At 63.8% G+C, this 25,799-nt stretch carries 24 protein-coding genes; 12 read left to right on the top strand and 12 right to left on the bottom strand.

Annotated elements, in window-relative coordinates:
• Window positions 1-6: 6 nt before the first annotated feature.
• A complete protein-coding gene (locus EA473_RS06610) occupies window positions 7-240 on the bottom strand; it encodes a DUF2249 domain-containing protein (protein WP_124194877.1) in 234 nt (77 codons plus the stop codon).
• 99 nt (window positions 241-339) lie between these two features.
• Window positions 340-582, bottom strand: a complete 243-nt coding sequence (locus EA473_RS06615) for a DUF2249 domain-containing protein (protein ID WP_124194878.1) — start codon at window positions 580-582, stop codon at window positions 340-342.
• Window positions 583-777: 195 nt separating this feature from the next.
• Here EA473_RS06615 and EA473_RS06620 point away from each other — a divergent pair, with 195 nt between their 5' ends.
• The 7 genes from EA473_RS06620 (at window position 778) to EA473_RS06650 (ending at window position 7,203) form a co-directional block, all read left to right on the top strand.
• A complete protein-coding gene (locus EA473_RS06620; RefSeq protein WP_124194879.1) occupies window positions 778-1,452 on the top strand; it encodes a helix-turn-helix domain-containing protein in 675 nt (224 codons plus the stop codon).
• A 198-nt stretch (window positions 1,453-1,650) separates the two neighbouring features.
• On the top strand, window positions 1,651-3,282 hold the full coding sequence (locus EA473_RS06625) for a 4Fe-4S ferredoxin N-terminal domain-containing protein (protein WP_124194880.1): 1,632 nt from the start codon (window positions 1,651-1,653) through the stop codon (window positions 3,280-3,282).
• Window positions 3,279-4,685 carry an NrfD/PsrC family molybdoenzyme membrane anchor subunit gene (gene nrfD / locus EA473_RS06630; protein WP_124194881.1) on the top strand — a complete coding sequence of 469 codons (1,407 nt, stop codon included), beginning with the start codon at window positions 3,279-3,281 and terminating at the stop codon, window positions 4,683-4,685. Before EA473_RS06625 ends, nrfD begins: the two co-directional genes overlap by 4 nt.
• On the top strand, window positions 4,682-4,999 hold the full coding sequence (locus EA473_RS06635; RefSeq protein ID WP_124194882.1) for a hypothetical protein: 318 nt from the start codon (window positions 4,682-4,684) through the stop codon (window positions 4,997-4,999). The genes nrfD and EA473_RS06635 overlap by 4 nt, the downstream gene beginning before the upstream one ends.
• 133 nt (window positions 5,000-5,132) lie before the next feature.
• Window positions 5,133-5,435: a hypothetical protein gene (locus tag EA473_RS06640; protein WP_124194883.1), complete on the top strand. Its 303-nt coding sequence runs from the start codon at window positions 5,133-5,135 to the stop codon at window positions 5,433-5,435.
• Between the two features lie 194 nt (window positions 5,436-5,629).
• Window positions 5,630-6,721: an Mrp/NBP35 family ATP-binding protein gene (locus EA473_RS06645; RefSeq protein ID WP_124194884.1), complete on the top strand. Its 1,092-nt coding sequence runs from the start codon at window positions 5,630-5,632 to the stop codon at window positions 6,719-6,721.
• Window positions 6,722-6,873: 152 nt separating this feature from the next.
• On the top strand, window positions 6,874-7,203 hold the full coding sequence (locus EA473_RS06650) for a cupin domain-containing protein (RefSeq protein ID WP_124194885.1): 330 nt from the start codon (window positions 6,874-6,876) through the stop codon (window positions 7,201-7,203).
• 106 nt (window positions 7,204-7,309) lie between these two features.
• Here the strand turns inward: EA473_RS06650 and EA473_RS06655 are convergent, their stop codons facing one another.
• Window positions 7,310-8,521 carry an asparagine synthase C-terminal domain-containing protein gene (locus tag EA473_RS06655; RefSeq protein WP_124194886.1) on the bottom strand — a complete coding sequence of 404 codons (1,212 nt, stop codon included), beginning with the start codon at window positions 8,519-8,521 and terminating at the stop codon, window positions 7,310-7,312.
• Window positions 8,518-9,204 (bottom strand): PHP domain-containing protein, encoded by a 687-nt coding sequence (locus EA473_RS06660; protein ID WP_124195049.1) that lies wholly within the window; start codon window positions 9,202-9,204, stop codon window positions 8,518-8,520. The genes EA473_RS06655 and EA473_RS06660 overlap by 4 nt, the downstream gene beginning before the upstream one ends.
• A gap of 231 nt (window positions 9,205-9,435) precedes the next feature.
• Here EA473_RS06660 and purL point away from each other — a divergent pair, with 231 nt between their 5' ends.
• Both purL and EA473_RS06675 read left to right on the top strand, forming a co-directional pair.
• The gene (gene purL / locus EA473_RS06665) at window positions 9,436-11,652 is read left to right on the top strand and encodes a phosphoribosylformylglycinamidine synthase subunit PurL (protein ID WP_124194887.1); all 2,217 of its coding nucleotides are present in this window, start codon (window positions 9,436-9,438) and stop codon (window positions 11,650-11,652) included.
• Window positions 11,653-11,854: 202 nt separating this feature from the next.
• The gene (locus EA473_RS06675; protein ID WP_124194888.1) at window positions 11,855-12,442 is read left to right on the top strand and encodes a response regulator transcription factor; all 588 of its coding nucleotides are present in this window, start codon (window positions 11,855-11,857) and stop codon (window positions 12,440-12,442) included.
• 72 nt (window positions 12,443-12,514) lie between these two features.
• On the opposite strand, the gene EA473_RS06680 is transcribed toward EA473_RS06675, so the two are convergent.
• The 6 genes from EA473_RS06680 to EA473_RS06705 form a co-directional block, all read right to left on the bottom strand.
• On the bottom strand, window positions 12,515-14,449 hold the full coding sequence (locus EA473_RS06680; RefSeq protein WP_124194889.1) for a PAS domain-containing sensor histidine kinase: 1,935 nt from the start codon (window positions 14,447-14,449) through the stop codon (window positions 12,515-12,517).
• Window positions 14,450-14,625: 176 nt separating this feature from the next.
• Window positions 14,626-15,612 (bottom strand): ornithine cyclodeaminase family protein, encoded by a 987-nt coding sequence (locus tag EA473_RS06685; RefSeq protein ID WP_124194890.1) that lies wholly within the window; start codon window positions 15,610-15,612, stop codon window positions 14,626-14,628.
• A gap of 136 nt (window positions 15,613-15,748) precedes the next feature.
• Window positions 15,749-16,957, bottom strand: a complete 1,209-nt coding sequence (locus EA473_RS06690; RefSeq protein WP_124194891.1) for a GNAT family N-acetyltransferase — start codon at window positions 16,955-16,957, stop codon at window positions 15,749-15,751.
• Window positions 16,958-17,106: 149 nt separating this feature from the next.
• On the bottom strand, window positions 17,107-18,264 hold the full coding sequence (locus EA473_RS06695; protein WP_124194892.1) for a pyridoxal phosphate-dependent aminotransferase: 1,158 nt from the start codon (window positions 18,262-18,264) through the stop codon (window positions 17,107-17,109).
• Window positions 18,265-18,270: 6 nt separating this feature from the next.
• Window positions 18,271-18,756 (bottom strand): Lrp/AsnC family transcriptional regulator, encoded by a 486-nt coding sequence (locus EA473_RS06700; protein ID WP_124194893.1) that lies wholly within the window; start codon window positions 18,754-18,756, stop codon window positions 18,271-18,273.
• Between the two features lie 145 nt (window positions 18,757-18,901).
• Entirely contained in the window at window positions 18,902-19,558 is a 657-nt protein-coding gene (locus tag EA473_RS06705) for a hypothetical protein (protein WP_124194894.1), read from the bottom strand.
• Window positions 19,559-19,791: 233 nt separating this feature from the next.
• Between EA473_RS06705 and EA473_RS06710 the strand changes: the two genes are divergently transcribed.
• On the top strand, window positions 19,792-20,367 hold the full coding sequence (locus tag EA473_RS06710; RefSeq protein ID WP_124194895.1) for a thioredoxin family protein: 576 nt from the start codon (window positions 19,792-19,794) through the stop codon (window positions 20,365-20,367).
• A gap of 301 nt (window positions 20,368-20,668) precedes the next feature.
• Window positions 20,669-21,826, top strand: coding sequence for a mechanosensitive ion channel family protein (locus tag EA473_RS06715; protein ID WP_243645200.1), 1,158 nt, complete (start codon window positions 20,669-20,671; stop codon window positions 21,824-21,826).
• A gap of 199 nt (window positions 21,827-22,025) precedes the next feature.
• Here the strand turns inward: EA473_RS06715 and EA473_RS06720 are convergent, their stop codons facing one another.
• Together EA473_RS06720 and EA473_RS06725 are read right to left on the bottom strand one after the other, a co-directional pair.
• Window positions 22,026-22,499, bottom strand: coding sequence for a twin-arginine translocation signal domain-containing protein (locus EA473_RS06720; RefSeq protein ID WP_124194897.1), 474 nt, complete (start codon window positions 22,497-22,499; stop codon window positions 22,026-22,028).
• Between the two features lie 154 nt (window positions 22,500-22,653).
• On the bottom strand, window positions 22,654-23,895 hold the full coding sequence (locus EA473_RS06725) for a tripartite tricarboxylate transporter permease (protein WP_124195050.1): 1,242 nt from the start codon (window positions 23,893-23,895) through the stop codon (window positions 22,654-22,656).
• Between the two features lie 366 nt (window positions 23,896-24,261).
• On the opposite strand from EA473_RS06725, the gene EA473_RS06735 reads away from it, so the two are divergent.
• Window positions 24,262-25,671: an outer membrane protein assembly factor BamB family protein gene (locus tag EA473_RS06735; protein ID WP_124194899.1), complete on the top strand. Its 1,410-nt coding sequence runs from the start codon at window positions 24,262-24,264 to the stop codon at window positions 25,669-25,671.
• Window positions 25,672-25,799 lie beyond the last annotated feature (128 nt).

A 25,799-nucleotide genomic window follows, 5' to 3' on the forward strand; every position in this document is an offset into this window, starting at 1 on the left:
CGCCACCTAGGCTTCGACTTTCGGGAACCGCGCGACGAACTCCTCGGGTGCGACGCGTTCGACCTCGTAGCCGTCGGCGTCGAAGCTCTCGACTTCGGCCTGAAACTCGTAGAACAGTGGTTTGGGCTCGTGATCGTTGACGATCGTCAGCGTCTCGCCGGGCTCGAGGTCCTCGAACGTTTCGTGGATGGTCGGATGGCGGTTCACCGGTGGAATGTCTCGAACGTCGAGTCGTGTCATGCGAGTCTGAGTGGACGGCGAAGCGGGATCGGTGTTGGTACGAATATGTTCGCCGGTCGGCGGTACAGATTTCGAATATTGGGTCGGTACGTCCCGCAGTCAGACCGATGCAGATCCCTCGTCGTGTACGATGTGGACGTACCAGACGCCGTCCCGGTTTTCGGCCTCGTGGCTGAACCCGCGCGCATCGAGCACCTCGTACAGCGGCGCCGGTTCGAACGGTGCGATCAGCCGCAGCCGTTCGTCGGTCTCGAGGTCCTCGAGCGCGGAGACGATGTCGTCGAATGGCGGGCCGTCGATTTTCCTGACGTCGAGCGTCTGGTCGGCGATGTCGGTTGCCATCATCGCTCTCTTCGGGCCATCGCCGATTGGATGTTGGGCCGAATCAGTTCGGCCGTTCCACCTCGAGAGCGAAACCATCCCGCCTCGAGGGCGAACCCGTCCCGCTTCGAGAGAGGAATTCCCACGGCGTAGGAACCGGGCGAATATATTCGTGGTCACGGGTTTATACGTACGGTTAGAAGGAGTTCGTATCAAATGGCCCAGGCGACTCTCTCCGTGACGATGCCCGAACAGGTCTGGATCCAGCAGGTGTCGGTGGCGTACCCCGAGGCCACGTTTCAGGTGCTGGCCGCGGTCCCCGGCTCCGAGTCGGGATTCGCACTCGTCAGAATCACCGGTCCGGACGTTCCCGACGTGGTCGACGACGTCAACGACCACCCACAGATCACTGAACTCTCTCTCATCCAGTGGAGCGACAACGAGGCGACGATCCACTTCGAGACGACGGCTCCCCTGCTGTTGTTCTCCTCTCGAGAGTCCGGAATGCCGATCGAACTCCCCGTCGAGATCCAGGACGGCGAGGCGACAGTCGACGTCACCGGCTCCCGCGAACGGCTCGCCGAACTCGCCGAACAGCTCGAGTTCTTCGGACTTCAGTATCGCATCGAAAACGTGAGCGAGCGACTACACGAGAGTCAGCTCCTCTCGGAACGCCAGCTCGAGGTCGTCGTCGCCGCCGTCGAGGAGGGGTACTACGACACGCCACGTCGGAGTTCGCTGACCGAACTCGCCGATCACCTCGATATCGCGAAATCGACCTGCAGCGAGACGCTTCACCGCGCCGAAGAGGCGATCGTCAAGCGCTTCGTCGAGGATCTTCCGGGACTCGACGAAGACGAGCCGCTCGAGGAACAGCTCGCGGCGTACTGATCGCCATTCAGGCCGACTGCCTACTTGTATACTCGAACATGTTACCGTCCATTCTCACGGCGTGGAAATCGGGTCGATACTTCAACCGCGTCTAGTCGTGAGTCGGGTGTAGTGAATCGCAAATGAACGTATTCAAGTACCTGTCGCTGAGTATCCACTCTGTGAGAAAGACGGCATGTCAGGAGGTGTTCTAAGCGGATGAGCGCGGACGACGAATCGTTCCATCCACTCGGCGGGGAGTGGGAAGACGAACTCGAGACCATGCTCGACGATACCGAGTACGATAGCGACCTCGGTATGGAGATGGCTAAAGACGCGATGCGCGTCACCAAAGGCGAACTGTCCGAAGCCGAATTCCACGAGATGTATCACGACGACGTGATGGAAGAATTCGGCGAGGACAACCGACCGACGGAAGAAGCCTACGAAGAGATGAAAGCCGCAGAGGAAGGCACGTTCTCCCGGATGCTCTCGAAGTTCGAGGGCGACGGCGAGGATAGCCGTCGCGGCGCGATGAAGAAGATGGGCGCCGGCGCGGCGGCCGTCGGTCTCGGTGCGTGGGGAACCGTCGACGACGGCGAACCCGAAGCGGCAGTCGCCGACACACAGCAGCAAGTCGACGAGCAAGACGGCACCCAGTGGGGGATGACGATCGACCTCGAGCGGTGTGACGGGTGTCTAACTTGTGTGACTGCGTGTCAACAAGAGAACCAGACCGACCAGGGTGTCAACTGGATGTACGTCCTCGCGTTCGAGGACGACACCACCGCCGGCGGCAATCCGACACCTGACGTGCGAGGCGGTAACGACGATTTCAATTTTCTCGTCCGACCGTGTCAACACTGTACGGACGCGCCCTGTGAGAAGGTCTGTCCGACGACGGCCCGCCACACTCGTGACAAGGACGGTCTCGTCCTGACGGATTACGACGTCTGTATCGGCTGTCGGTACTGTCAGGTCGCCTGTCCGTACGGCGTCAACTACTTCCAGTGGGAAGAGCCCCAGGAAGCCACCGAAGCGGAAATCGCCGATCAGATGGGTGTCGAACCCGGCGAAGAAGGCGATCACATGACCGACGAGCGCGGTCGATGGGTCGACAGTCGCGCACCTCGCGGCGTCATGAGCAAGTGTACGTTCTGTCCGACTCGACAGGACGGCCTGATGGGCGACGACCGCGTCGGAACGACGGCCTGCGAGGACGCCTGTCCACCGGACGCGATCCAGTTTGGCGACGTCAACGACGAACGCAGCGACGCGTACCAGCACGGCGAGTATCCGAGCAAGAGCCGAGCAATTATCGACATCGTCCGCAACATCCCGTCGCCGGATGCGATCGACAACCTTCTCAGCGAAGACGACGACCTCGAGTCCGCACTCGAGGCGTTCGATGAGGACGAAGACGACGACCTCGATCAGGAACTCGTCAGCATCATGAAGGCGATCGAGATCGTCAGCGGCGGGGAAGAGCCGGCCGAGGAGACGAACGACACCATCCTCGAGCAAGAACAGGCGGTCCTCGAATCCCTCGAGGCGCTCGAACAGTACGTCGATCTCGAAAGCGAGGACGTACTCGCCGAGTTGCAACTCGGTGACGGCAGCGAAGACGACGCCAACCTTCGACTCCGTCAGTACGCCGGCATTGCCGGCTCGAAGTTCAAGCTGCTCGAGGACATCGGAACGAATCCGAACATCACGTACATCGGACAGAACCCCGGACCGAACGCCGAGCAGGTAGAAAGTTGGATCTCCTACGAGGACGTCGGCCAGACGGACAACCGGAAAGAGATCCTCGACGAAGGAACCGTCGGTGACCCAGGGGTGTCGCTATGAGCACCAAGATGCCGACGGAGGAGGACATCCTCCGACCGACCGAAGGGTTCAGCAAGAAGTACTTCGCCCTGTTCGGCGTCTGTGCGCTCGCCCTCGGTGCGTTTCTGGTTGGGTGGATGTACCAGCTCAGCCAGGGTCTGGTCGTCACCGGCCTCTCCGACTGGGGGAGCGGTGGCGGCGTGACGTGGGGGCTGTACATCGGCGCGTTCATCTGGTGGGTCGGAATCGCCCACGGCGGGATCATCCTCTCGGCGGCCGTCCGCCTGCTCGGCATGGAGCGGTACATGCCGGTCGCGCGTCTCGCGGAGATGTTGACGCTGGCTGGCCTCTCGGCCGCCGGCTTTTACATTCTCGTTCACATGGGCCGTCCAGACCGGATGGTCACGAGCGTCATCGGCCACTACCACATCACGGTGAACAACTCGCCACTGGTGTGGGACGTCACCGTCATCACGGCCTACTTCGTGTTGACGGCGACCTACCTCGGGCTGACGCTTCGCTACGACGTCTCGCGACTGCGCGATCAGCTCCCATCGTATGCCCCTCAACTCGGAAGCGTACAGCTTCCGGACCTCTACGGAAAGATCTACGACGGGTTGACCCTCGGATACACGGAGAAAGAAGACGAGATCATCGAGCGGATGGTCTGGTGGCTCGCCCTCGCGATCATCATCATGGCCCCGCTGTTGCTCCACGGCGGTGTGATTCCGTGGCTGTTCGCCGTCCTGCCGAACTACCCGAGTTGGTTCGGTGCGATCCAGGGTCCGCAGTTCCTGACGATCGCACTGACGTCGGCGATCAGCGGCGTTATTCTGGTTTCCTACGCCTTCCGTCGCGCCTACGACTGGGATCACATCATCACCGACGACATCTTCCGCGGCCTCTTGTTGTGGCTCGGATTCTTCTGTCTGCTGTTCCTCTGGCTCCAGCTTCAGCAGCTCACCGCAGGGAGCTTCGCACCGACCGTCGACCACGCGACTGCGACCGACTCGAAGTTCTCGCACCCGATGTATGTCGTTCCGATGCTGATGGTCGTCGGCGTTCTCGGGTTCATCTTCGCGACGGTACTTCGCCCATCGCTGTTTAGCAAGAAACGGGCGATCGTCGCCGGCGTGCTCGTCCTGATCGCGACGCTCGTCGAGAAGACCTACTTCGTCCTCTCGGGCTTCTGGTACCCGACGTTCAGCATCTACGAGGCGACGCCGGGTGATTACTTCCCGAGCGCGATCGAGCTCCTCTCGCTGGTCGGAACCATCGGGATGGTGGTGTTGTTCTTCCTCGTCATCTCGAAGCTGGTTCCGGTCGTCGAACTCCACGCGGTCGAACACCTGCGTGGCGATCACGACCACGGCGAACACGAGTCCGCGAGTGAATCCGCTGGCGAACCGGAGGTGGAAGCATGATCGCCCCCGCGACGCTCGCGAGTGCGTTCTCGTGGATCCTCTATCACGGCTACGAGGGAACCGAAGGGTTGACCGGCTTCCCGAACATCGGCACCTACCTCATCTTCGGTGTCATCCTGGTACCGGTCTACGTCATGGTAATCGCGTGGTTCGTCGGCGAACCGCGAGACTCCAAGACCGGCCTGATGGGCGTCGGCTACCTCGTCGGGATCACGGCCCAGATGTGGATCGGGATGTTCATCCTGACGATGATCATCGGCGTCGTCTTCTACGGCGGCCTTCCCGAACCGCTTGGATCCGTCGGACCGCCGTAACCCGATCGATCGAGTTTCCCGATCCGCTTTTTCGTCCGATTCGTTGGAGTCTACCGTTCGAAGAGTCGTGTCGGTGCCCTGCGAGTGCAGGCAGTATCACCACCCTCCTCGGAGGTGTCACGAACGTAGACGAATGATTTCGACGTCCACGCTCGCATACATCCTGTATCACGGCTACGAAGCCACCGAGGGAGTGACCGGGTTTCCGAACACCGGGAGCTGGCTCATCTTCGGCGTCGTTCTCCTTCCGATCTACGTCATGGTCGTCGCGTGGTTCGTCGGCACCCCTCGGGATACGAAAACCGGGTTGTTGGGCGTCGGTTACCTCGTCGGAATCACGGCCCAGATGTGGATCGGGATGTTCATCATGACGCTGATCGTCGGCCTCATCTTCTTCGGTCGGCTGCCCGAACCCATCGGCTCGCCCGGACTGTGATACGGTTTACTGTACGTCATTTCCGATGAAACCGCGACCCGTCCTGTGGTTGCATCGGGAAACCGTTACAGCAATCCGTATGACTCCCGCCGACCGCTCCAGGTCCGCGAAACCGCCAGACGAGATCGACTAGCGTCTCGAACCATCACACGTATGCCGTTCGACGCCGTCCATTCGAACAGGATTACTGACGCATGAGTATTACAGAACACGAACTCAAGATCGAACTCGAGGGGATCGAGGACCCGGACATCGGCGAGGACATCGTTTCGCTCGGACTCGTCAACGACGTCACCATCGACGACGAGACCGCCCGAATCTCACTCGCGTTCAACACGCCGTATGCACCCTCCGAGATGGAGATCGGCAACCGGATTCGCGAGGTCTGTGACGACGCCGGCCTCGAGGCTGACCTGCGCGCACACACCGGCCCGGAACACGGATTCGACGACGAGGTCCTCCCGCGGGTACGAAACGTGATCGCCGTCGCCTCGGGGAAAGGTGGCGTCGGCAAGACGACCGTCGCCGCCAACCTGGCCGCCGGCCTCGAGAAACGCGGCGCGATGGTCGGCATCCTCGACGCCGACATCCACGGCCCCAACGTTCCCCGAATTCTCCCGATCGAAAGCGAGCCCGGCGTCACGCCCAACGAGGACATCGTGCCGCCACGTTCCGACGGCGTTCGCGTCATCAGCATGGGCTTCATGATGGAAGAAGAAGACGATCCCGCGATCCTCCGCGGTCCGATGGTCAACAAGTTCATGCTGAAGTTCCTCGAGGGAGTCGAGTGGGGCCGCCTCGACTACCTCATCGTCGACCTGCCGCCGGGAACCGGCGACGCCACGTTGAACCTGCTGCAGTCGATGCCGGTCACGGGATCGGTCGTCGTCACGACGCCCCAGGAGATGGCCCTCGACGACACCAGCAAGGGGATCCAGATGTTCAACAAGCACAACACGCCCGTCTTGGGCGTCGTCGAGAACATGAGCTCGTTCATCTGCCCGAGCTGTGGCGACGAACACGGCCTGTTCGGTACCGAAGGCGCGGATGGAATCGTCGGCAAGTACGACGTCCCGCTGCTCGGACGGATTCCGATCCACCCGGACTTCGGCGCGGACGGCAGCGAGGGTGCGATCGTCAAAAACGACGAGAGCGACGTCCAGGACCCCATCGAGGACCTCGTCGCCGAAATCTCCAACCGCGTCGGCGAGATCAACCGTCGCACCGTCGACGAGAACACCTCCGATACGCCCGACGACGCGCTCCCGACCGAACTCGAGGACTGACGTCTCAACGCCTTCCGACCGACCTCGCGGATCGACCGGTCTCAATCTCGTCAGCCCCTCGAGTGGTTCGGTCCGTGAGGGCTGTTCGGTTCGTAACCCCCACCCCGTCAGAAGCGGTGCGATTATTGTTCCCGTCGCCGAATCACTGACCCATGACACTCGACAGGTACGCCGACGCACTCGAATCGCTCGACCCCGCGGCTGGCGAAACCGAGAGCACGGAACTGGTCGTCACCGACGACGTCCTCGTGAAAGCGTTCGCGCTCGGTCCAGACGCCGAACTGCCGGCCCACGAACACGGCGACAGCACGAACGTCTTCCACGTCCTCGAGGGGACGGTGACGGTTCTGCAGGGCAACGAGAGCGAACGGGTCGAGGCACCCGGCGTCGTCCTCCACGAACGGGGCGTCGAGCACGGCGCGAGAAACGAGACCGACGAGACGGTGATCTTTACCGCCAGTCTGTGCCCGCTGCCGTCCTGAACCGTCGGTCGTCGCCGTTTTGAACCGGCGTCGCTACCGTCCCCAAACACCGTCGCTACCGTCCCCAAACACCGTCGCTACCGGTTTCACTCGTCGGGCGACTATTTTACCCCTCGGCCGCGTCCTCGAGCAACGACGCGACGTACTTCGAGACGTGGTCGTCCATCCGGCGTTTGTACCCCGCCTGCCGGGCGAGTCGGTCGAGTTCGCGAGCGACGAGGCTCCCGTACTGGACCGCCTTCTTGTCCCGGCTGGCGACGTCATCGGGAAGATACCTCGCCGCAACTCGCCGGAATCCCCGCTTTCGCGTCTCCTCGTCAGCAAGCAGGTCGTCCGGCAACCGAAGCGCCGCGTCGACCACCGCGTCGTGGAGAAGCGGGGCGACGGGCTCGAGGCCGGTTGCCCGAACCGCGAGGACGTCGCGCGGAAGCTGATCGGGCAGGCTTCGAATCTGTTCGCGGACGGCACCGCGGGTCGTCTCCGCCTCGACGCGGTGGTCGAGGCGAACGACCTTCTCGTAGCCGCCGAACAGTTCGTCCGCGCCCTGCCCGACCGCGAGCGCGTCGAACCCTTCCCTCGCGACGCGTTCGCCGACCAGATACAGCGGCAGGGCGATCTGGACGTCCATCGCGTTCGTCCGCCCGGTCGCCCGCGCGACTGCCGGGACGGCTCGCTCGAGGTCAGCGGGCTCGAGGTCGATCACGGTGAGGTCGCGATCCATCGCGGCCGCCGCAGTCCGGGCGGCGTCGACGTCGTGGCTGTCCGGAAAGCCGACGACGAAAAGCGGCGCGTCGAGCAGTTCCGCGACGAGCGCCGAGTCGACGCCGCCCGAGAAGGCGACGGCGATCTCCCGGTCCGTCGAGCGAACCGCGTCGATAGCCGTCCGAATCGAATCGTCGAGACGCTCGAGTGCGTCCCGTTCCGGCAGGGGGTCCGGGTCGGGGAGCGACCACCTCGTTTCGACGGCGACGTCTCCCTCGAGGAGCCGGTCGATCTCGCTTTCCTCGAGGACTGCCCCTGCGGGGAATGGGACGGGCTCCTCGAGTTTCGTCGGGTCGAACGCCCACGACGGCAGTGAGTCCTTCGGCGTCGACTCTGCCGACAGTGGGTCCCTCGGCGTCGACTCTGCCGACAGTGGATCCGATGGCGGCGATTCCGCCGGTGATCGGGCGCTCTCGACGAACAGCGGCTCCCGTCCGAGAACGTCCCGAACGAGCCGTCCGTCGACCTCGCCCGCGAACCCCAGCGTTCCGGGGAGCGGGTCAGCCTGTGCGATCGCCGTTCGAATCACCGCCGGCCCGGCCCCGTGGACGGTCATCGAAACAGCCCCACGACGCCGTTTCTGAACCGTCGTTTGACGCCGCCGGCGGCCTGGCGGACGCTGATGTGCCACGGCGTTCGCTTGCCCTCGACCGACGTCTTCCCTTCGCGGATCGCCTCGAGAATCGCGTCGGCGCTCCGTTCGTCGGCGTCGACGCGCGTGACCGCCTGTCCGACCATCTCGCTGATGTGTGCGTCGCTACCGGCCGTCATCGGCAACTGCCGCGACTGCGCGAAGCGTTTCGCCTGACGGTTCGCCCGCCCGGTCAACAACCGGGAGTTGTACACCTCGATCGCGTCCCCGTCCGCGAGTTCCTCGCGCGAAATTCGTCCCATCACGCCGTGTCTCGACTCCTGGAACGGGTGTGGAATCACCGCCAGCCCGCCTTGGGCGTGTATCGCCTCGAGCGTCGATTCGAACGAGAGCCCGGGTGGCACCTCCTCCTCGAGGCCCAGGCCCAGCACGTGACCGGCTTTGCTCGATATCTCCATTCCCGGAATCGCGACCAGACCGTACTCCGGTGCGCGTTCGACGGCTTCGAGGCTCGCATCGATCTCGTCGTGGTCGGTGATCGCAATCGCGTCGAGGCCGACGCCTTCGGCCTGCTCGAGGATGAGATCTACCGGATCCCGACCGTCGTAGGAGAGCTCCGAGTGGACGTGGAGTTCGACCGACAGCACGATCGATATTTTACGTCGCCTGATGAAAAGCGCCTCGGTCCGCCCGTTGGACGTGAGAACGACCGGAACGAACGTCGTCGCTCCGTCGAGGTTGACGGTCCCCCTCAAGGTATCAGTTCGAGAGCGGTCTTGGACGACGGACGAACGTCCGGCGAGTTGCGAACCGAGTCGACGATGCACGAACGTGCACATAGAAACCCATTTACCGGCTACGGACCACCATTGACGTGAATGAGTTTAGCCGATTCGGACCGCGAACTCGTCGTTTCGGAACTCGAGCGCGAGCCGACCCCGGCCGAGGCGGCGCTGTTCGAGAACCTCTGGAGCGAGCACTGTGCGTACCGCTCCTCGAGACCGTTGCTTTCGGCGTTCGACAGCGAGGGCGAGCAGGTCGTCATCGGGCCGGGCGACGACGCGGCGGTCGTCGCGTTGCCGGAGAGCGACGCCGATGGAGACGGTAAGACGTACATCACGATGGGGATCGAGAGCCACAACCACCCCTCCTACGTGGATCCGTTCGACGGGGCCGCCACGGGTGTCGGCGGCATCGTTCGGGACACGCTCTCGATGGGTGCGTACCCGATCGCGCTTGCGGACTCGCTTTACTTCGGGGAGTTCGACCGCGAGCACTCGCGATACCTCCTCGATGGCGTCGTCGAGGGGATCAGCCACTACGGTAACTGCATCGGCGTGCCGACGGTCGCGGGAAGCGTCGATTTCCACCCCGATTACGAGGGGAATCCGCTGGTGAACGTCGCCTGTATCGGCCTGACGAACGAGGAGCGACTCGTCACGGCCGAAGCACAGGAGCCGGGGAACAAACTGGTGCTCGTCGGGAACGCGACCGGCCGCGACGGGCTCGGCGGTGCGAGTTTCGCGAGCGAGGATCTGGCGGAAGACGCGGAAACCGAGGATCGACCCGCGGTCCAGGTCGGCGACCCGTACGCGGAGAAGCTGTTGATCGAGGCCAACGAAGTGCTGATCGAGGAGGGTCTGATCGAGTCCGCCAGGGACCTCGGCGCTGCTGGGCTGGGCGGGGCCTCGAGCGAACTGGTCGCGAAGGGCGGACTCGGCGCACACATCGAACTCGAGCGGGTTCACCAGCGCGAGCCGAACATGTCGGCCCTGGAGATCCTGCTCGCGGAGTCCCAGGAGCGGATGTGTTACGAGGTCGACCCGGAGAACGTCGACCGCGTCCGCGAGATCGCCGATCGGTTCGATCTCGGCTGTTCGGTCATCGGCGACGTGACTGACGGAAACTACGTCTGTACGTTCGACGACGGCGACGGGCCGGAGACGGTCGTCGACGTCGACGCCCACTTCCTCGGTGAGGGCGCACCCATGAACGACCTCCCACACGAGGAGCCGGCCGAACCCGAGGTCGACCGGCCCGACGTCGATATCGAGGAGGCGTTCGACGCGGTCGTCTCGAGTCCGAACACGGCCTCGAAGCGGTGGGTCTACCGCCAGTACGACCACGAGGTCGGCGTCCGGACGAGCGTCGGTCCCGGCGACGACGCCGCTATCGTCGCGATCAGGGAGGCGAGTGCGGGTTCGCGAGCCGCGGAGACGTCGAGCGGCGAGGAGACGGGGATCGGGCTGGCGATTTCCGCCGGAGCCGCGCCGAACTGGACCGACGTTGCGCCGTATGAAGGTGCGCGAGCGATCGCACTCGAGAACGCGACGAACGTCGCGGCGAAGGGAGCGACGCCGCTGGCGGCGGTCGACTGCTTGAACGGCGGGAATCCGGAGAAACCCGACGTCTACGGCGGCTTCAGGGGAATCGTCGACGGGCTCGCCGAGATGTGTGAGTCGCTGTCGGCGCCGGTCGTCGGCGGAAACGTCTCGCTGTACAACGACTCCGCGACGGGACCGATTCCGCCGACGCCGACGCTAGCGCTGGTCGGGACCAAAGACGGCTACGACGCGCCGCCGATGTCCGTCGAACCCGGCGGGGAGCTCTTGCTGGTCGGCGACCTCGGCTTCGAGACGGATGGGGCGGGACTTGGCGGCTCGGAGTATCTCGCCCGGTTCGGCGGCAGCGACCGGTTCCCGTCCCTGCCCGAGAACCCATCCGAAATCGTCGAGACGCTCGCGACGGTCGCCGACGACGAGTCGACGCTCGCGGTCCACGACGTCAGCCACGGGGGACTCGCCGTCGCGCTCGCAGAGATGGTCTCCGACGACGCCGGCCTCGAGATTTCGATCCCGGAGTCGGCGGGCGGACCCGCAGCCACACTCTTTCACGAACAGCCTGCTCGCGCGTTGATCCAGACCGATTCGTCCGAAACCGTCCGGGATGCCTTCGACGGGATCGCGCCGGTCGTCTCACTCGGCCGGGCAACGGACGGCGACGCGCTCGAACTCTCCGTCGGCGACCGAACGATCACGCGGAACGCGGCAACGATCGGCTCCCTGCGGGAGACACTCGAGACCGAACTCGAGTGAACCGCCCCCGGGTGCTGCGGACCGCACACTTCACACCGCCTCCGACGTTTCGTCGGCAGACGGGGAGTCCACGGACAAGCCCACGACTTCAGTCGTGGGTCGATGACATCGCGATCAGTATCCCGCCTCTCTGGGATTGTCCGCTATTTTGATATGGGTACAGCGTACAGATAACGGCGATAGCGTGGAGGAAACTCGTTCGATGACACCCGATCGACCGTCCGTGCTGATCGCCGAGGACGAACCGGACCTCGCGAACCTGTACGCCTCTCGGCTCGAGAAGCGATACGAAGTACGAACCGCCTACGACGGGGTGGAAGCGATCGAGTCGATCGACGGGGACGTCGACGTCGTTTTGCTCGATCGTCGAATGCCGGAACTGTCGGGTGATCTGGTCCTGGAGACGATCCGAGAGCGGGGTCTGGATTGCCGAGTTGCGATGGTGACGGCGGTAGAGCCCGATTTCGACATCGTCGAGATGGGATTCGACGACTACCTCGTCAAACCCGTCTCGAAAGCCGAGTTGATCGAGGTAATCGATCAGCTGTTGCTCCGATCGACGTACGACGAGCAACTGCAGGAACTGTTCGCGCTCGCATCCAAGAAGGTGATACTCGACCGACGCAAGTCCGAAGCCGAGCGGAAAGCGAGCGAAGAGTACGCACGACTCGAGGATCGGATGACCGTGTTGCGCGTTCGTATCGACGAGACCGTCTCGGAGTTGCTCCAGGGAGACGATCGCAGACAGCTCTGTCGAGACATCACCAGGGAGTCGCTCATCGACGAGTAGCGGCAATCATCATCGGGCCTCGACGTCAGTACCACCAGCCTCCGACGGCATTACTCTCGGGCCTCGGCGTCGCTACTCCCGAGCCTCGAGCGTCATTACGCCTCGAACGTCGATTCGCGTCCCTACCGTGTCCTCCGTTTCGATCTCGAGGTTCCAGTCGTGGGCTTCCGCGATCGCCCGAACGAGGGTGAGACCGAGACCGTCGATCGCCGCGTGGTACTCCGTCGTCGGATCGAGAAGCTGGTCGGTCGCAACCGGCGGGTTCTCCGGGGCGTCGTCTTCGATGAAAAAGCCACGGCTCTGACCCGGTTCGTCGATCCCAGTGAGTCCGACTCGCACTGCAACTGACTCGGCGTTTGCGCGTGCCGCGACGTCGTCGAACGCCGTCTCGAGGAGGTAAATGAGTCGATCCGGGTCGGCTCTGAGCGTCGCCGCTCGCTCGACGAAGACGGCGTTTTCCTCGAGACGCGACGCGGTTGCTGCCTCTTCTATCACGCGGTCGAGACGGACCCGACTCCGGGACCGAACGGTCGAGGCGTTGCGAGCAAACTCGCGGACGTCGTCGATGAGACGTTCCGCCCGGTCGAGCGTCTCCACGACGGAGTTCTCCGCGAGGGGGAACTCCCAGTCGTTGGACGGATCGTCCGCGCCGCGTTCTCGGCCGTCGATCGATTGCTCCTCGAGGGGGAACTCCCAGTCGGTTTCCGAATCGACGGTGAGCCCGTTGGCGACGCTCTTGAGCTGGCGTTTCAGATCGTTCGAGAGGACGTCCGCGATCCCTTCGAGTCGCTCCGTCTGGCGCTCGAGTTCGCTCGTTCGTTCCCGGAGAACGCGCTCTCGAGCGGCGCGGTCGAGGGCCGCTCGCGTGTTCTCTGCGAGCGTCGAAACCAGTTCGACGTCGGTTTCGTCGAACTGGTGGGGCTCGAGCGAGCCGGTCATGATGACGCCGTGTGTTCCGATCGGAGCGATGATCTCCGACCGGATCGGCGTCTCCGGGTTGTAGAGTCCGTCGACGGCCTCGAGGTCGTCGAACCGTTCGACGTCGCCTGCCTCGAACACCTCCCAGACCAGTCCCTCGTTCGGGTGAAATCGCGGGAGGCCGCCGAACTCGTCGTGAGCTCCCGCCGTTCCCGCCACGGGTTCGAGATACCCCTGCTCCTGCTCGAGCAACCAGACGCCGCTTATCGGGAGATCCAGCAGGTCGCTGCCGGCGTGGACGGCGATCGCACAGATCTCCTGTCGGTCGTCTGACTCGAGTAGCCATCGCGTGATCTCGTGGAGCGAGGCGGCGATGCGTTCGTACTCGTACTGGTCGGTGACGTCACGGACGACGACCGCGACGGTCGCCGTGTCGTCTTCGATCGGGACGAATCGGAACTCGCCCATCCGATCGGTCCCGTCGGCGTCGGTAAACGGGGCCTCGACCGTACGTGTCTCGGCGGTGCCGATGTCGACGTCGGTGATCGCGCGACCGATTTCGATTGCGTCATCGTCGTCGATAGCGGCCAGTTCGGGAACGATTTCGACGTGTTCGCCGACGAGTTCGTCCCGGTCGGATCCGAGAAATTCCTCCATCGCGGTGTTGACCGTGACGATCTCCCGATTGCGATCGAGCGTGGCGATCCCGTCGTGAACCGCCTCGACGACGGCGGCGTGTTGGGCCAGCGTCGTCTCCTGGCTCTTTCGATCCGTGACGTCGCGCATGTACACCGAGAGGCCGTCTTCGGACGGGTAGGCTTGCGCCTCGAACCACGTCTCGAGTTGCGCGTGGTAGATTTCGAACGAGACGGGGACCTGTTCGTCCATCGCTCGGTGGAACCCGTCAGGGAACTGCGTTTCGACGGTCTGTGGAAACTCGTCCCACATGACGCGTCCGATGAGTTCGGCCCGCGATCGTTTGAGAAGCGTCTCCGCCCGATCGTTTACGTACGTGAACCGGAAATCCGTATCGAGCGCGAAGAACGCGTCCGTGACGCGATCGACGATTGGTACCGATCGACGTGTCACTGTCGCTCACTCACCCCCACCAGCCCGCTTACAGTATTTGGCCCCCCTGGCAGGACACCCTTCGTTGACAGCATCGACGGACAGTCAGGAATTACTTTGCGAAGCCCGTATTTCAGTGTCGTGGCCGACGAATACGCGACGTATGATCCCCTGGTTCTTGTTTCGTTCCAGTCAGACTATAATAAAACCGTCGCTCCGATCCCCTCCGCACTCGCGCGTTCGAAGACGAACTCCGCACTCGCGGCGTCCAGTACCGCCGTTCCGACGGACTCCAGAACGATAATTTCGTCTTCAGAGTGCCGGCTTCGATCCCCCGTGACCACGTCGCCGAAGGGTAACACCGCGAGGTCGTCGTGACCGTTTAAATCCCCGGTCTCGGCCGCTTCGTCCGGGACGTCCCCGAAAACGCGGGCCGCTCGAGCGACCGTAGTGTCGTCGAGTTCGCGCATCTCGGGCGTGTACGCCCCGACGGCGATCACGAGCGTCCCGTCTGCGAGCGCGTCCCCGGGAAACACCGGTTCGGTACTCGTCGTCGCCGTGACGGCGACCGTCGCACCGTCGACGGCTTCGATGGGACCCGAGGCCGCCTCGATCGGGACGTCGAGTTCGGCCTCGAGGTCGGCGACGCAGTCGAATCGGGACGCAGTCGGCGAGTAGATTCGGACCGACTCGAGGCGAGAGCCGACCGCAGCGTCGATCGCCCGAGTCTGCCAGCGAGCCTGGGTTCCGGCACCGATCACCGCGAGATCGATCGGCCCGTCGGCCGCGAGTTCTCTGGCTGCGAGGCCGCCGATGCAACCGGTCCGGGCGTTCGTGATACGATTTCCGGCCAGATAACCGGCGGGCTGGCCCGTTTCGGCGTCGACGAGCGAGATCTGTGCCGTGACGGTCGGGAGCCCACGTTCGGGATTGTCCTCGCAGACGGCGACGAGTTTCGTCGCCGCGTACGTCGCCCCGTGGAGGTACGCGGGCATACAGAGCCCGGTTCCGACCGGCTCTTCAGGGTCGTCCGGCTTCAACCCGGTTCCGATCGGGTAGTGGGGGCGCTCCGGCCGGTCGACCGCCCCCGACGCCTGTTTCTCGAAGGCGTCGGCGACGACGGGGAGAAGCTCCTCGAGGTCGAGAACCGACGCGATCGCATCGTCGGAGAGAACGCGAACCATACTCGAGTCTCGAGAGCCATCGACTTCAGTGTCGGCTTCGAGACTCGAATCGTCGAATTCCGGCCCTCGATCCGCAACCAAATCTAACCCCCAGCGGTGAGCAAACGGGGGTGAGCTGACCGTCAGGAGTGGCGTATCAAAATCGGTCGCCGAGATAGACCTGCGTTTCCGGAAACGCCTCCTCGAGTGCCGCCACGACGTCGGAATCTCCTACCTCGAGTCGGCCGGTTCGCTCGAGGGCGGACGCGGATCGACTGCCGACGACCATTTGCGAGAGCGCCGCGACGTCGACCGTCGCGTCGGGATCGACGGCTACGGACTCGTCGACGCGCTCGCAGACCGTGCGATCGTTCGCCGTCTCGAGGCGGAATCGTCCGTCGTTCCAGTCCGCGAGCGGGTCCTCGATCTCGAGGGTGATCGACGCGTTCGCGTCCGGCTGCGCGAGCGCTGCGAGCGCCGTTTCGACGTCCACGATCCGGACCATCGGGCCGTTTTCCACAGTCGTCTCGATCTCTTCGGGGTCCATCGAGAGGTCGCGCAGCGGAAACTCGGATGGAACGCGGAGTTCGACGTCTTCGACCTGGGAGTCGTGATCGTAACAGAAGCCGAGCAGCGCCAGCAGCGCCTCGTGATCGACGGCGACGAGTTCCGAGACGGACATCGTTTTCTCCCCCCACTCGCCGTCGATCTGGTAGATCAGATACCCCACGACGGAGCCATCTCGTTCGTACGCGTAGACGAACGGATCGGTTTCGTACCCCTCGAAGATCCTGTGTCGCCACCATCCCTCGGTCCGATCGAACGCGAGAGTCGGAGGGGAGGCTGCATAGGCGTCTTCGAGCGTCTCGAACTCGTCGGGATCGACTCGAGAGAACGTTCCCGTCGCGCCCGCGTTTTTCGCGAACGAGAGAACGGCCGGGTCGAACTCGTGAGTGACGATTCTGTGTGCCGTCTCCCAGCCGAAGCGTCGGTAAAACCGGTAGTTGAACGGCCAGAGGACGGTCAGGACGGTTCCGCGGTCGCGGTACTCCTCGAGCGAGTGAGCGATCAGCCGTCGAACGTCGCCGCTGCGTCGGTTCTCCGGTGGGGTCGCGACCGAAGCCAGGCCGGTGATCGGATAGCGGTCGCCGCGAACGTAGCCCTCGAACCAGTAGTGTTTGCAGACCGCTCGAGGTCGATCGTCACCGTCACGCGCGAAGACGCCGCGGCGGACGCCGAGGTTCGCTCGTGGGGTTTCGTGTTCGTCGGGATCGTACGGTCGAACGCCCGATTCCGGGCTGAACGCGTAGCTCGCGTACTCGTGAAAGACCTCCCGCCGGTCGGGAATGGGGCGGTATTCCGTCATACGAACGCGACCGGTGGCGAGGTGAATAATCCTTCCTGATCGACGGTACCGTCTCCCGCTGCTCTCGATCGATCGTTACCCTGAAGCCGTCGAGCGGTCGGCACCGAAAAAGCGACTGGCAGATCGTGCCCGCGGGGGACACCGCGCCGTTAGGCCTGTTCCTCGAGGAACGCCTCGATACGGGTCAGCGCTTCACGGAGATCGCCGAGGCTCGTCGCGTAAGACACCCGGAGGTGGCCCTCGCCGCCCTCGCCGAAGACGTCGCCCGGGACGACGGCGACGCCCTGCTCGCGAAGGACCGTTTCGGCGAACTCCTCGGCCGTCCACCCCGAGGGGACCTCGGGGAAACAGTAAAACGCGCCTTTCGCCTCGAAGACGTCCATCCCGATCTCGCGAAAGCGCGAGAGGACGAACCGCCGTCTGCGGTCGTACTGGTCGATCATCTCGCGGACGTCGTCCTCGCAGGAATCGAGTGCCTCGAGGGCGGCGTACTGGGCCGTCGTCGGGGCCGAGAGCATCGTGTACTGGTGGATCCTGTTCATCGCACCGACGACGTCCGCGGGACCGAGCGCGTATCCCAGCCGGAGACCGGTCATCGCGTGGGCCTTCGAGAAGCCGTTGAAGACGATCGTCCGCTCGCGCATGCCCGGCAGCGTCGCGATCGACGTGTGTTCTCCGTCGTAGGTCAACTCGGCGTAGATCTCGTCCGAGAGGACCGTCAGGTCGTGCTCGCGTGCGAACGCCGCGATCGGCTCGAGGTCGGACTCGCGCATGATCGCGCCGGTCGGGTTGTTCGGATAACAGAACACGAGCAGGTCCGCGTCCGCCGCACCCGCGTCCTCGAGTCCATCGACGGTGAGTCGGAACTCGTCTTCTTCTTTCGTCGGGACGGGACACACCTCGCCGCCGGCGAAGATCACCCCCGGTTCGTAGGAGATGTACGACGGCTGGGCGATCGCGACCGTATCGCCCGGGTCGACCAGCGCCCGGAAGGCGAGATCGACCGCCTCGCTCGCTCCGGCGGTGACGATGATCTCCTCGCCGGGATCGTAGCCGAGGTCGAATCGATCGGCGACGTAGCCGGCGATCGCCTCCCTGAGTTCGCGTTTGCCTTTGTTCGCCGTGTAAGACGTCTTTCCTTGCTCGAGGGAGGTGATCGCGGCGTCGCGGGCTGCCCACGGCGTCGAGAAGTCGGGTTCGCCGACGCCCAGCGAGATGACGTCGTCGCGTTCCTCGGCGATCTCGAAAAACCGCCGGATTCCGGACGGCGGAACCGTCTTCACCCGGTCTGAGAGTTCGATCGTCATCGGTGATCAGGGTGAAAACGAGAGCCGGTCGTCCTCGTCGCCGTCGCCGAGTTCGATCCCGTTTTCCTTGTAGGAGGTCATCACGTAGTGTGTGACCGTCTGGGTGATCTCCGGGACCGGTGCGACCTTCTCGCTGATGAACTGGGACACCTCGCGAATCGAGTCGCCTTCGACCTCCATGTCGAAGTCGTAGTCGCCGCTGACCAGACGCAACGCCGTGACCTGTGGAAACCGTGCGAGGCGGTCGGCGATGTCGCTGTACCCCGTCTCCCGGTCGAGTCGGACGTTCAACTCGACCTCGGCGCGGACGCGTTCGTCTTCCAGTTTGTCCCAGTCGACGACCGCCTGGTAGCCGCGAACCACGCCTGCTGCCTCGAGTTCCTCGATGATTGCCTCGACCTCGTCTTCCTCGAGGTCGGTCATTCGCGCGATGTCGGCCGCGGAGTACCGCGCGTTCTCACGAAGGGACTCGAGCACCTCGCGTTCGCTCATACAACTTCGATGCGCGAGAGCGAGTAAAAGCGTTGTCTCTTGGTGTCGGCCGACGCGTGCTCGAACGCCTCGATTCGTACACTCGGTCTGGGCGGTCGATAACGGTCGGTCGTTCGCGGCCCTGCAGTGGAACGCCGTCCGACGGTCACCGATAGTTTTTGAACAGTAGAGCCCGCACGTCGTCTTTCGTCTGCACGTCTTCGCTCGAGTCGTCGGGGAGCGTGACGGTGTACCGGTAGTCGGCCGACGAGGACTCCTCCCACTTGTCGTCGTGGGTGTCGAGCAGGCTCATCATCTCGTTTAGCATATCGTCGTCGTCCGCTTCGCCACTCTCGCTCGAGCCGAGGTCGGCTCCGCCTTCGTCGACACTGTCATCGGTTTCGGCGTCCTCGTCGGCACTGGTACCGCTTTCATCGCCCGGTTCGTCCACCTCGTCATCGACGGACTCCGTCTCCGAGTCGTCGACACCGTCGGCATCGCCGTCGGTCTTCTCGCCGACCTCGGTCGCGGACTCCGCCGGACTGTCGGCCGATTTCTCCGCCTCGTCGTAGGAGACTTCCTCGAGTTCGTGGGGGTCGGGATCGCCGTCGATCGCCGCGCCGACGGAGGCCGCGACGTCGTCGGTCGCCGAGGAATCGAACTCGCCGTCGATTTCGATATCCTCGTCGAGGTTGTCGATCAGAAACTGGATCGCGTCTTGCTCGCGAACGAATCCGTACTTGCCGACGACCGATTCGGAAATCTCCTCCCGGAGGTGTTGCACGTAAGCGTACTGTTCGTCAGTGACCTCGAGCGTCTTCATAATTCACCGATGAGGTGGCAGGTACAAATATGTAGGCCGTCCCGGCGTTCCTCGAGGCCGGGACCGTCGACCAGCGACGGTACCGACCCGGCTTGTGGCTATAGTAACAACTGAAACGATGTACACACCGATCGCCGATCCGTCCCGCGATCGGGTGTGCAATGACGTTCAGTGGCTACTATAGGGACTCGAACTCACAAACGGTTTTGAATCGGCACACGCAAGGACACGACATGGCCCTACAGGAATCCGATTCGGAACTGGACGCCGGAGACCGAGCACCAGCGTTCGAACTACCCGGTGTGGACGGCGAGACGTACACGCTCGAGCGATTCGCCGACGACGAGGCGATCTTGCTCGTGTTCACCTGCAATCACTGTCCGTACGCCCAGGCGAAGTTCGACCTGATGAACGAACTGGCCGCGGCGTACGGCGACGTCTCCGTCGTCGGGATCAATCCGAACGACGCCGAAGAGTACCCGGAGGACTCCTTCGAACGGATGCAGGAGTTCGTCGCAGACGGCAGGATCGACTTCGACGCCTACCTCCGCGACGAGAGCCAGACGGTCGCCCGTGAGTACGGTGCGATGTGTACGCCGGATCCGTTCCTCTTCGCCAACACCTCGAGCGGCGACGCTGGGGAGTTTCGACTCGTCTATCAGGGTCGACTCGACGACGCGCCGAACCCCGACGACGATCCCTCGCAATTCTACGTTCGGGAAGCCATCGACGCCGTCCTCGCGGGAGAGGATGTCGACCTCGAGTGGCGACCGTCGCAGGGCTGTTCGATCAAGTGGACGGACGACTGAGTCGGTCTACTACCCGTCAGTACCGTCTACTATCCGTCAGTACCGTCTGCTCCGTCAGTACCGTGTGACCGCAGACGCGTTGCAGCCCCACCGCCACACCGGTATGGAAATCCGTTTCTCGGAGGAGTCGACGGGAAACGCGACGGGTTCCGGCCCGATTCACCGCCGGGGAGAATACCGGAAGACGAGGTCGACACGATCGATAGACGGCCCACGCTATACGGCCGTAGATCTTGAACATGCCGGCTTCCAACACAAGTAGACTGCGTCTGTTATCATCGACCCCGAAATGTTCCAAGCGATGTGGAGCGCTGTTGCGCTTCAATCTCGCCTTCGACCCCGGCCTATCCCGCAGATACAGGAGACGTATCTCGCCACGCTCGAGACACAGCTACTCGCAACCCTCTCTCTCGGCGTCCTCGTCGCTCTCGGCATCGGCGGCATCTCCCGAGTTCAACCGGCGCTCGCGCGCCGATACGGTCTCCAACTTTCAGAAAGCGCGGTGCTTCTCGCCCTCGGCTCGCTCGTCGTCGTGGCGGTCTACGCTCTCAGCGTCATCTGGCACGTCACGTTCGTCCTCGAGTACACGCTCCAGGCGGTGATGATCGACCGGTGGCTCGCCGCACAACAACTCATCACGGCCGCGATCGTTTTGACCGCGTACATGGCGATCAGATTCGTTAACCGTTCGATAGATGCCCTCGCGAAGACGGACGCGATCACGAAACACCAGAGCGAAGTCGCATACCACGTTGCCGACATCGCGATCGTTGCGTTCGCGGGAACGGTCCTGCTGACGCTCTGGGGAATCGACCTGACGAACGTCTTCATCGGTGCCGGCGCGATCACCGCGATCGTCGCGCTGACCGCTCGAGAGACGCTGACGGCGATGCTCGCTGGATTCATCCTGTTGTTTTCGAGGCCGTTCCGGGTCGGTGACTGGATCGCGGTCAACGAAACGACCGGCATCGTCACCGACGTCACCATCTTCACCACGGAGATTCAGACGTTCGACGACCGGAGCGTTCTCGTTCCGAACGACGAGATCACGGACAGCCAACTGACGAACTTCTCGCAGAACGATCAGCTTCGCGTCGACATCGACGTCGGAATCGACTACGAGGACGACCCCGAACGCGCCCGTTCGATAATCGTCGACGCCGTCTCCGACCTGGAACTGGTCAAAGACGCACCCGATCCACAGGTAGTCGCCAAACGATTCGACGATTCGGCGATCGTCCTCGAGTGTCGGATCTGGATCGCCGATCCGACGATGCGACGGAAACTCGACGCGCGGACGGCCGCGATCGAAGCGATCGTCCGGTCGTTCGATCGCGAGGGGATTTCGATCCCGTTCCCACAGCGCACACACGCCGTTCGTAACGATACGTTTCCCGTCGATACAATCGGCCACGAAGACGTCGAACCCGTTCCAGCCGAAGAGTATAGTAGCCACTGAACGTCATTGCACACCCGCTCACGATATCCTCCCGGAAACCGGGCCGTTACTATAACCGTCTCTGTCGCCGAATTCGAGAAAGGGACGATCGAATCTCGAGAGTTTGGGACGGTATTCCTCTAAAACGGTCGACACGGACGGACACGAGCGCCGATTCGATGGAGACAGCCCAGACCGCCGACCGGTTCGTCTGATACCCTTACTCGACCTGGATTTCGCCGACCATCGTCGTCTCGTGGGGGTCACAGACGTACTCGGCCATCTCGCTGCTGGCTTCGAACTCGAGGATCTGGTCGTCGCCCGGGTCGTCGACCTCGTCCGTCTGGAGGTCGTCGACGACGTCGCCGCCGTCGTCGCGGATCTCGATGTTGTGCAGCGAGCCGTCGCCTTCGGTCCAGCCGATGGTGTACGATTCACCCTCCTCGAGGACGAGCGTCGGGTTCTGTTCACCTTCGATCTCCGAGGGCTCGAGGCCCTCCCAGCCGGCGGTCTGGCCGTCGAACCGGATGTCCGTGCCGGGTTCGATCGCGGCTTCGCCGTTGCCGTTGCCGTCGTCGTCGCCGTTACCGTTGCCGTTGCCGTTGTCGTCGTTACATCCTGCAACGACTGCTGTTCCAGCCGTCGCGACCGCTCCCTTCAGGAACGTTCGACGGTTCGTGGTGAATCTGGTCATATAACTCACCGTGATATTACGGGAGGAAACCATTGAACACCCCGTCGATTCCCACTCTCTGGGACGGGGACGAACACGTTCGTTGAAAGTCGAGGTCGAGAAGGGTCGGTCGTCGTTCGAGTCGACGGCCACCGGTGATAGACGACGACCGCGATCAGGTCCAGAGAATCAACGGGCCGATGAGAACGCCCATCAGGTGTACCCGCCGTGCTCGCAACCTGACGGGAACGAGCCCGATCGCGGACGCAACGAGGAACACCACGATTCCGGGGACGCCGGTAAACAGGTACGAGAGGACGAACAGGATCCCGAGTACGGCCGTCGAAATCTTCCAGTACGCTGTGTGCCCGACCAGTTCGAGGTAGGCATCTCCGACGACGATCACGAGGACGAAACCGAGTATGCCGGCGACGACGACGGCCAGAAGCAATACTGGAAGCTCGAGCGGCGCGTTCGCGTTTTCGAAGGCGACCATTACGCCCGTCCGGGGCTGGCCGATGGCGACCAGTGCGAACAGGGCGAAGATGGTGTTCGCCGTATCGACGCCGCTAGTCGCGACGATGTAGCCTCGATTGCCGGAGCCGCCGGGGACGAGTACCAGCACCGCAACGGCGGCTATCGCGGCGGAGATGCCCGGGATGTAGCCCACGACCGCCCCTGCGAGCGCGCCGGCCAGTGCCGTTGCACCGAGGAGCCACCGCGGGAGCGCGATCGTCTCGTCGTTTTGCTCCGGGATCCCGCTTCCGAAAACCGCGTCGATCAACACCGGTGCGCCGAACAGCCCGGCGAAAAGCGGTGCTAGCATCCCTCCGGCCTCGAGCGGCGCGTCCGGCGAGAGGTCGAGCGTCAGCGCACCCAGCCCGGCGGCGAGCACGAACGAGAGGGCTCCACCGGCTCGAGCCCGCCAGGTTCGTTCCGCGGCGATCAACGCGACGACGACCATCGCGAGTACGAGCGGAAGGTTCGCTCGAACGGTCGGGTACGCGGCCATCACGGCGTAGGTGACCGGAATCGCCAGCGGCACCGCGGCGAGTACCGCGAGGATGCTTCCCAGCGCCGACAGGCGGATCGCCTCGTAGCCCCGTCCCTCGAGAACCATTCGATGGCCCGGCAGCGCCGTCACCGCCATCTCGGCGTCTGGGACGCCGAGTGCCATCGCCGGGACGGCGTTGAGGAACGTGTGGACGACGCCCGCCGACAGCATCGCGCACCCGACGAAAAGCGGCGGGCCGGGAACGGCGACCGCGAATCCGGCCAGCAGGAGGGCGAAGTTGTTCGCGTGAAGTCCCGGAACGAGACCGCTGACGCTCCCGAGGGCCGATCCGGCCAGGATCCACGCGAGCAACCGGATCGAAAACGACGGATCGACGACGAACTCGAGCAACGCGACGGCCATCGACCGATCTGGCCGCGTCATCCGTGTTAAACCCGCGGACGGCGTGAATCGTGAACGGTGGTATCACATCGGTTCGCGCCATCACGGCGGGGGCGAACGCACCGAGGAGATATGTCCGGTTCGATGGGCGGAACCGCGGGCCAGACTGGGAGTCGAGCGGTTTTTGTAACGAAGTTCTCGAGAGCGTCTATTCTCATACTGTCGGACAGAAGCCAGTGAGAGGGCGGTCGCGAATTCGCGGCCGTCGCCATCGAAGACGGCGGCAGGAGGGCGACCGATCGCCACATCGTTCTGTCCGGCAGTATCTGCAGGTCGAAAGCGACGGGATTTTGCTACTCGAGTCTGCGTAACCGAACGAGAAGAGGTGTGAACGGACCACGATCCGCGGCTGGACGACCTGGGGTCGGCCGCGAACGGATCTCGAGGCGGGGGCTGCTCGCGGGCATCGGTACCGTCGGTACTCTGTCGCTAGTCGGCTCGCTCGGGCGCGTCAGGCGGACGGCGCCCGATTGCTCTCGAGCGATCGAAGCGGCCGGTTCGCCGACCGATCCACGGCCGGTCGACGACGACGTGACGATGTTTCGCCGGGGATTGCGACGGTACGGCTACTACCCCGAGGCCGTCGTCCCGTCCGACGTTCGCGTCGACTGGTCGTTCCCCGTCAACCGCATCGGTCACACGGCGGCCAAATCGACGCCGCGACCGACGCCAGACGGCGAAACCGTTCTCGTCGCGAGCGACGCGGGCGACGTTCACGCGGTCACACCGGAGGGGGAACGGCGATGGACGCTCGAGACGGCGGCCTCGTGGAGTCTCGGCTTTCACGGCACGCCGGCGGTCGTCGGCGACGTCGCCTACATCGGCGGCTACGACGGCGCGCTGTACGCAATCGCCGTCGAGACGGGAGAACTGATCTGGCGGACCGGGGTCCGCGAGTTCGACGGCTCGATCGCGATCGGCTCGAGCCCGGCGTACATCGACGGAACGCTCTACCTGCTGGCGGAGTACAGCAATCCCGCAAGCGGCGCACTCTGGGAGATAGACGCCGAAACGGGGACGCCGACGTGGAGCGACGATCGGATCTGGGGGATGCCCCATCCCTCGCCCGCGATCGACTGCGACGCCGGCCGCCTCGTCACCGGCTCGAACGACGGCGTCGTCTACTGCTGGGAGTTTCCCTCCCTCGAGTTCGCCTGGTCGTATCAGGCCGGCGGCGAGGACGGACCGGACGGCGATTCCATGGCGGGCGGACGCTTCAATCTCGGCGCGGAGATCAAAGGAACGACGCCGGTGTACGACGGTGCAGCGTTCGTCGGCTCCTGGGACGGTCGGTTCTACCGGCTCGACCTCGAGGACGGAAGCGAGGAGTGGTCGTTCGAGACTGGTCGGGTGATCATGTCGAACCCGGCGCTCGATCCGGAGGAGGGGGTCGTCTACGTCGGCGGCGACGACCGCCACGTCTACGCGCTCGATACCGACACCGGTGAGGAGCTGTGGTCGGCGAACGTCAACGGGCGGGTCATCGGCTCGGTGACGGCGACGGCCGAGACGATCCTCGCCGGTTCCTACGACACCCACCTCTACGCGCTCGATCGTGAGACCGGTGAACGTCGGTGGCGAGTGGAGAATCGAGGCCACGTCACCGGCGGTGCGATCCCCGACGGCGACCGGATCTACTACGCCGAACGCGGCGTCTTCTCGAACTACTGGGACGACGACGAACCGACGGTCCTCGAGGAGCCGGGTCACGCGTACTGTCTGGTGCCGGACGATTGATACGGATTGCTGTCCCTGTGTACCGGAGACCGCGGGACGGTGCCCGGTCGCTCCGATTACGACTTGCGGCAAATTGCATGATACGGGCAGGTGTCTCAGTCGGACGGTCTCACTGGCCGATCAACCGG

The organism is Natrarchaeobius chitinivorans (assembly GCF_003841505.1).
In the GTDB taxonomy this organism is placed as follows: domain Archaea; phylum Halobacteriota; class Halobacteria; order Halobacteriales; family Natrialbaceae; genus Natrarchaeobius; species Natrarchaeobius chitinivorans.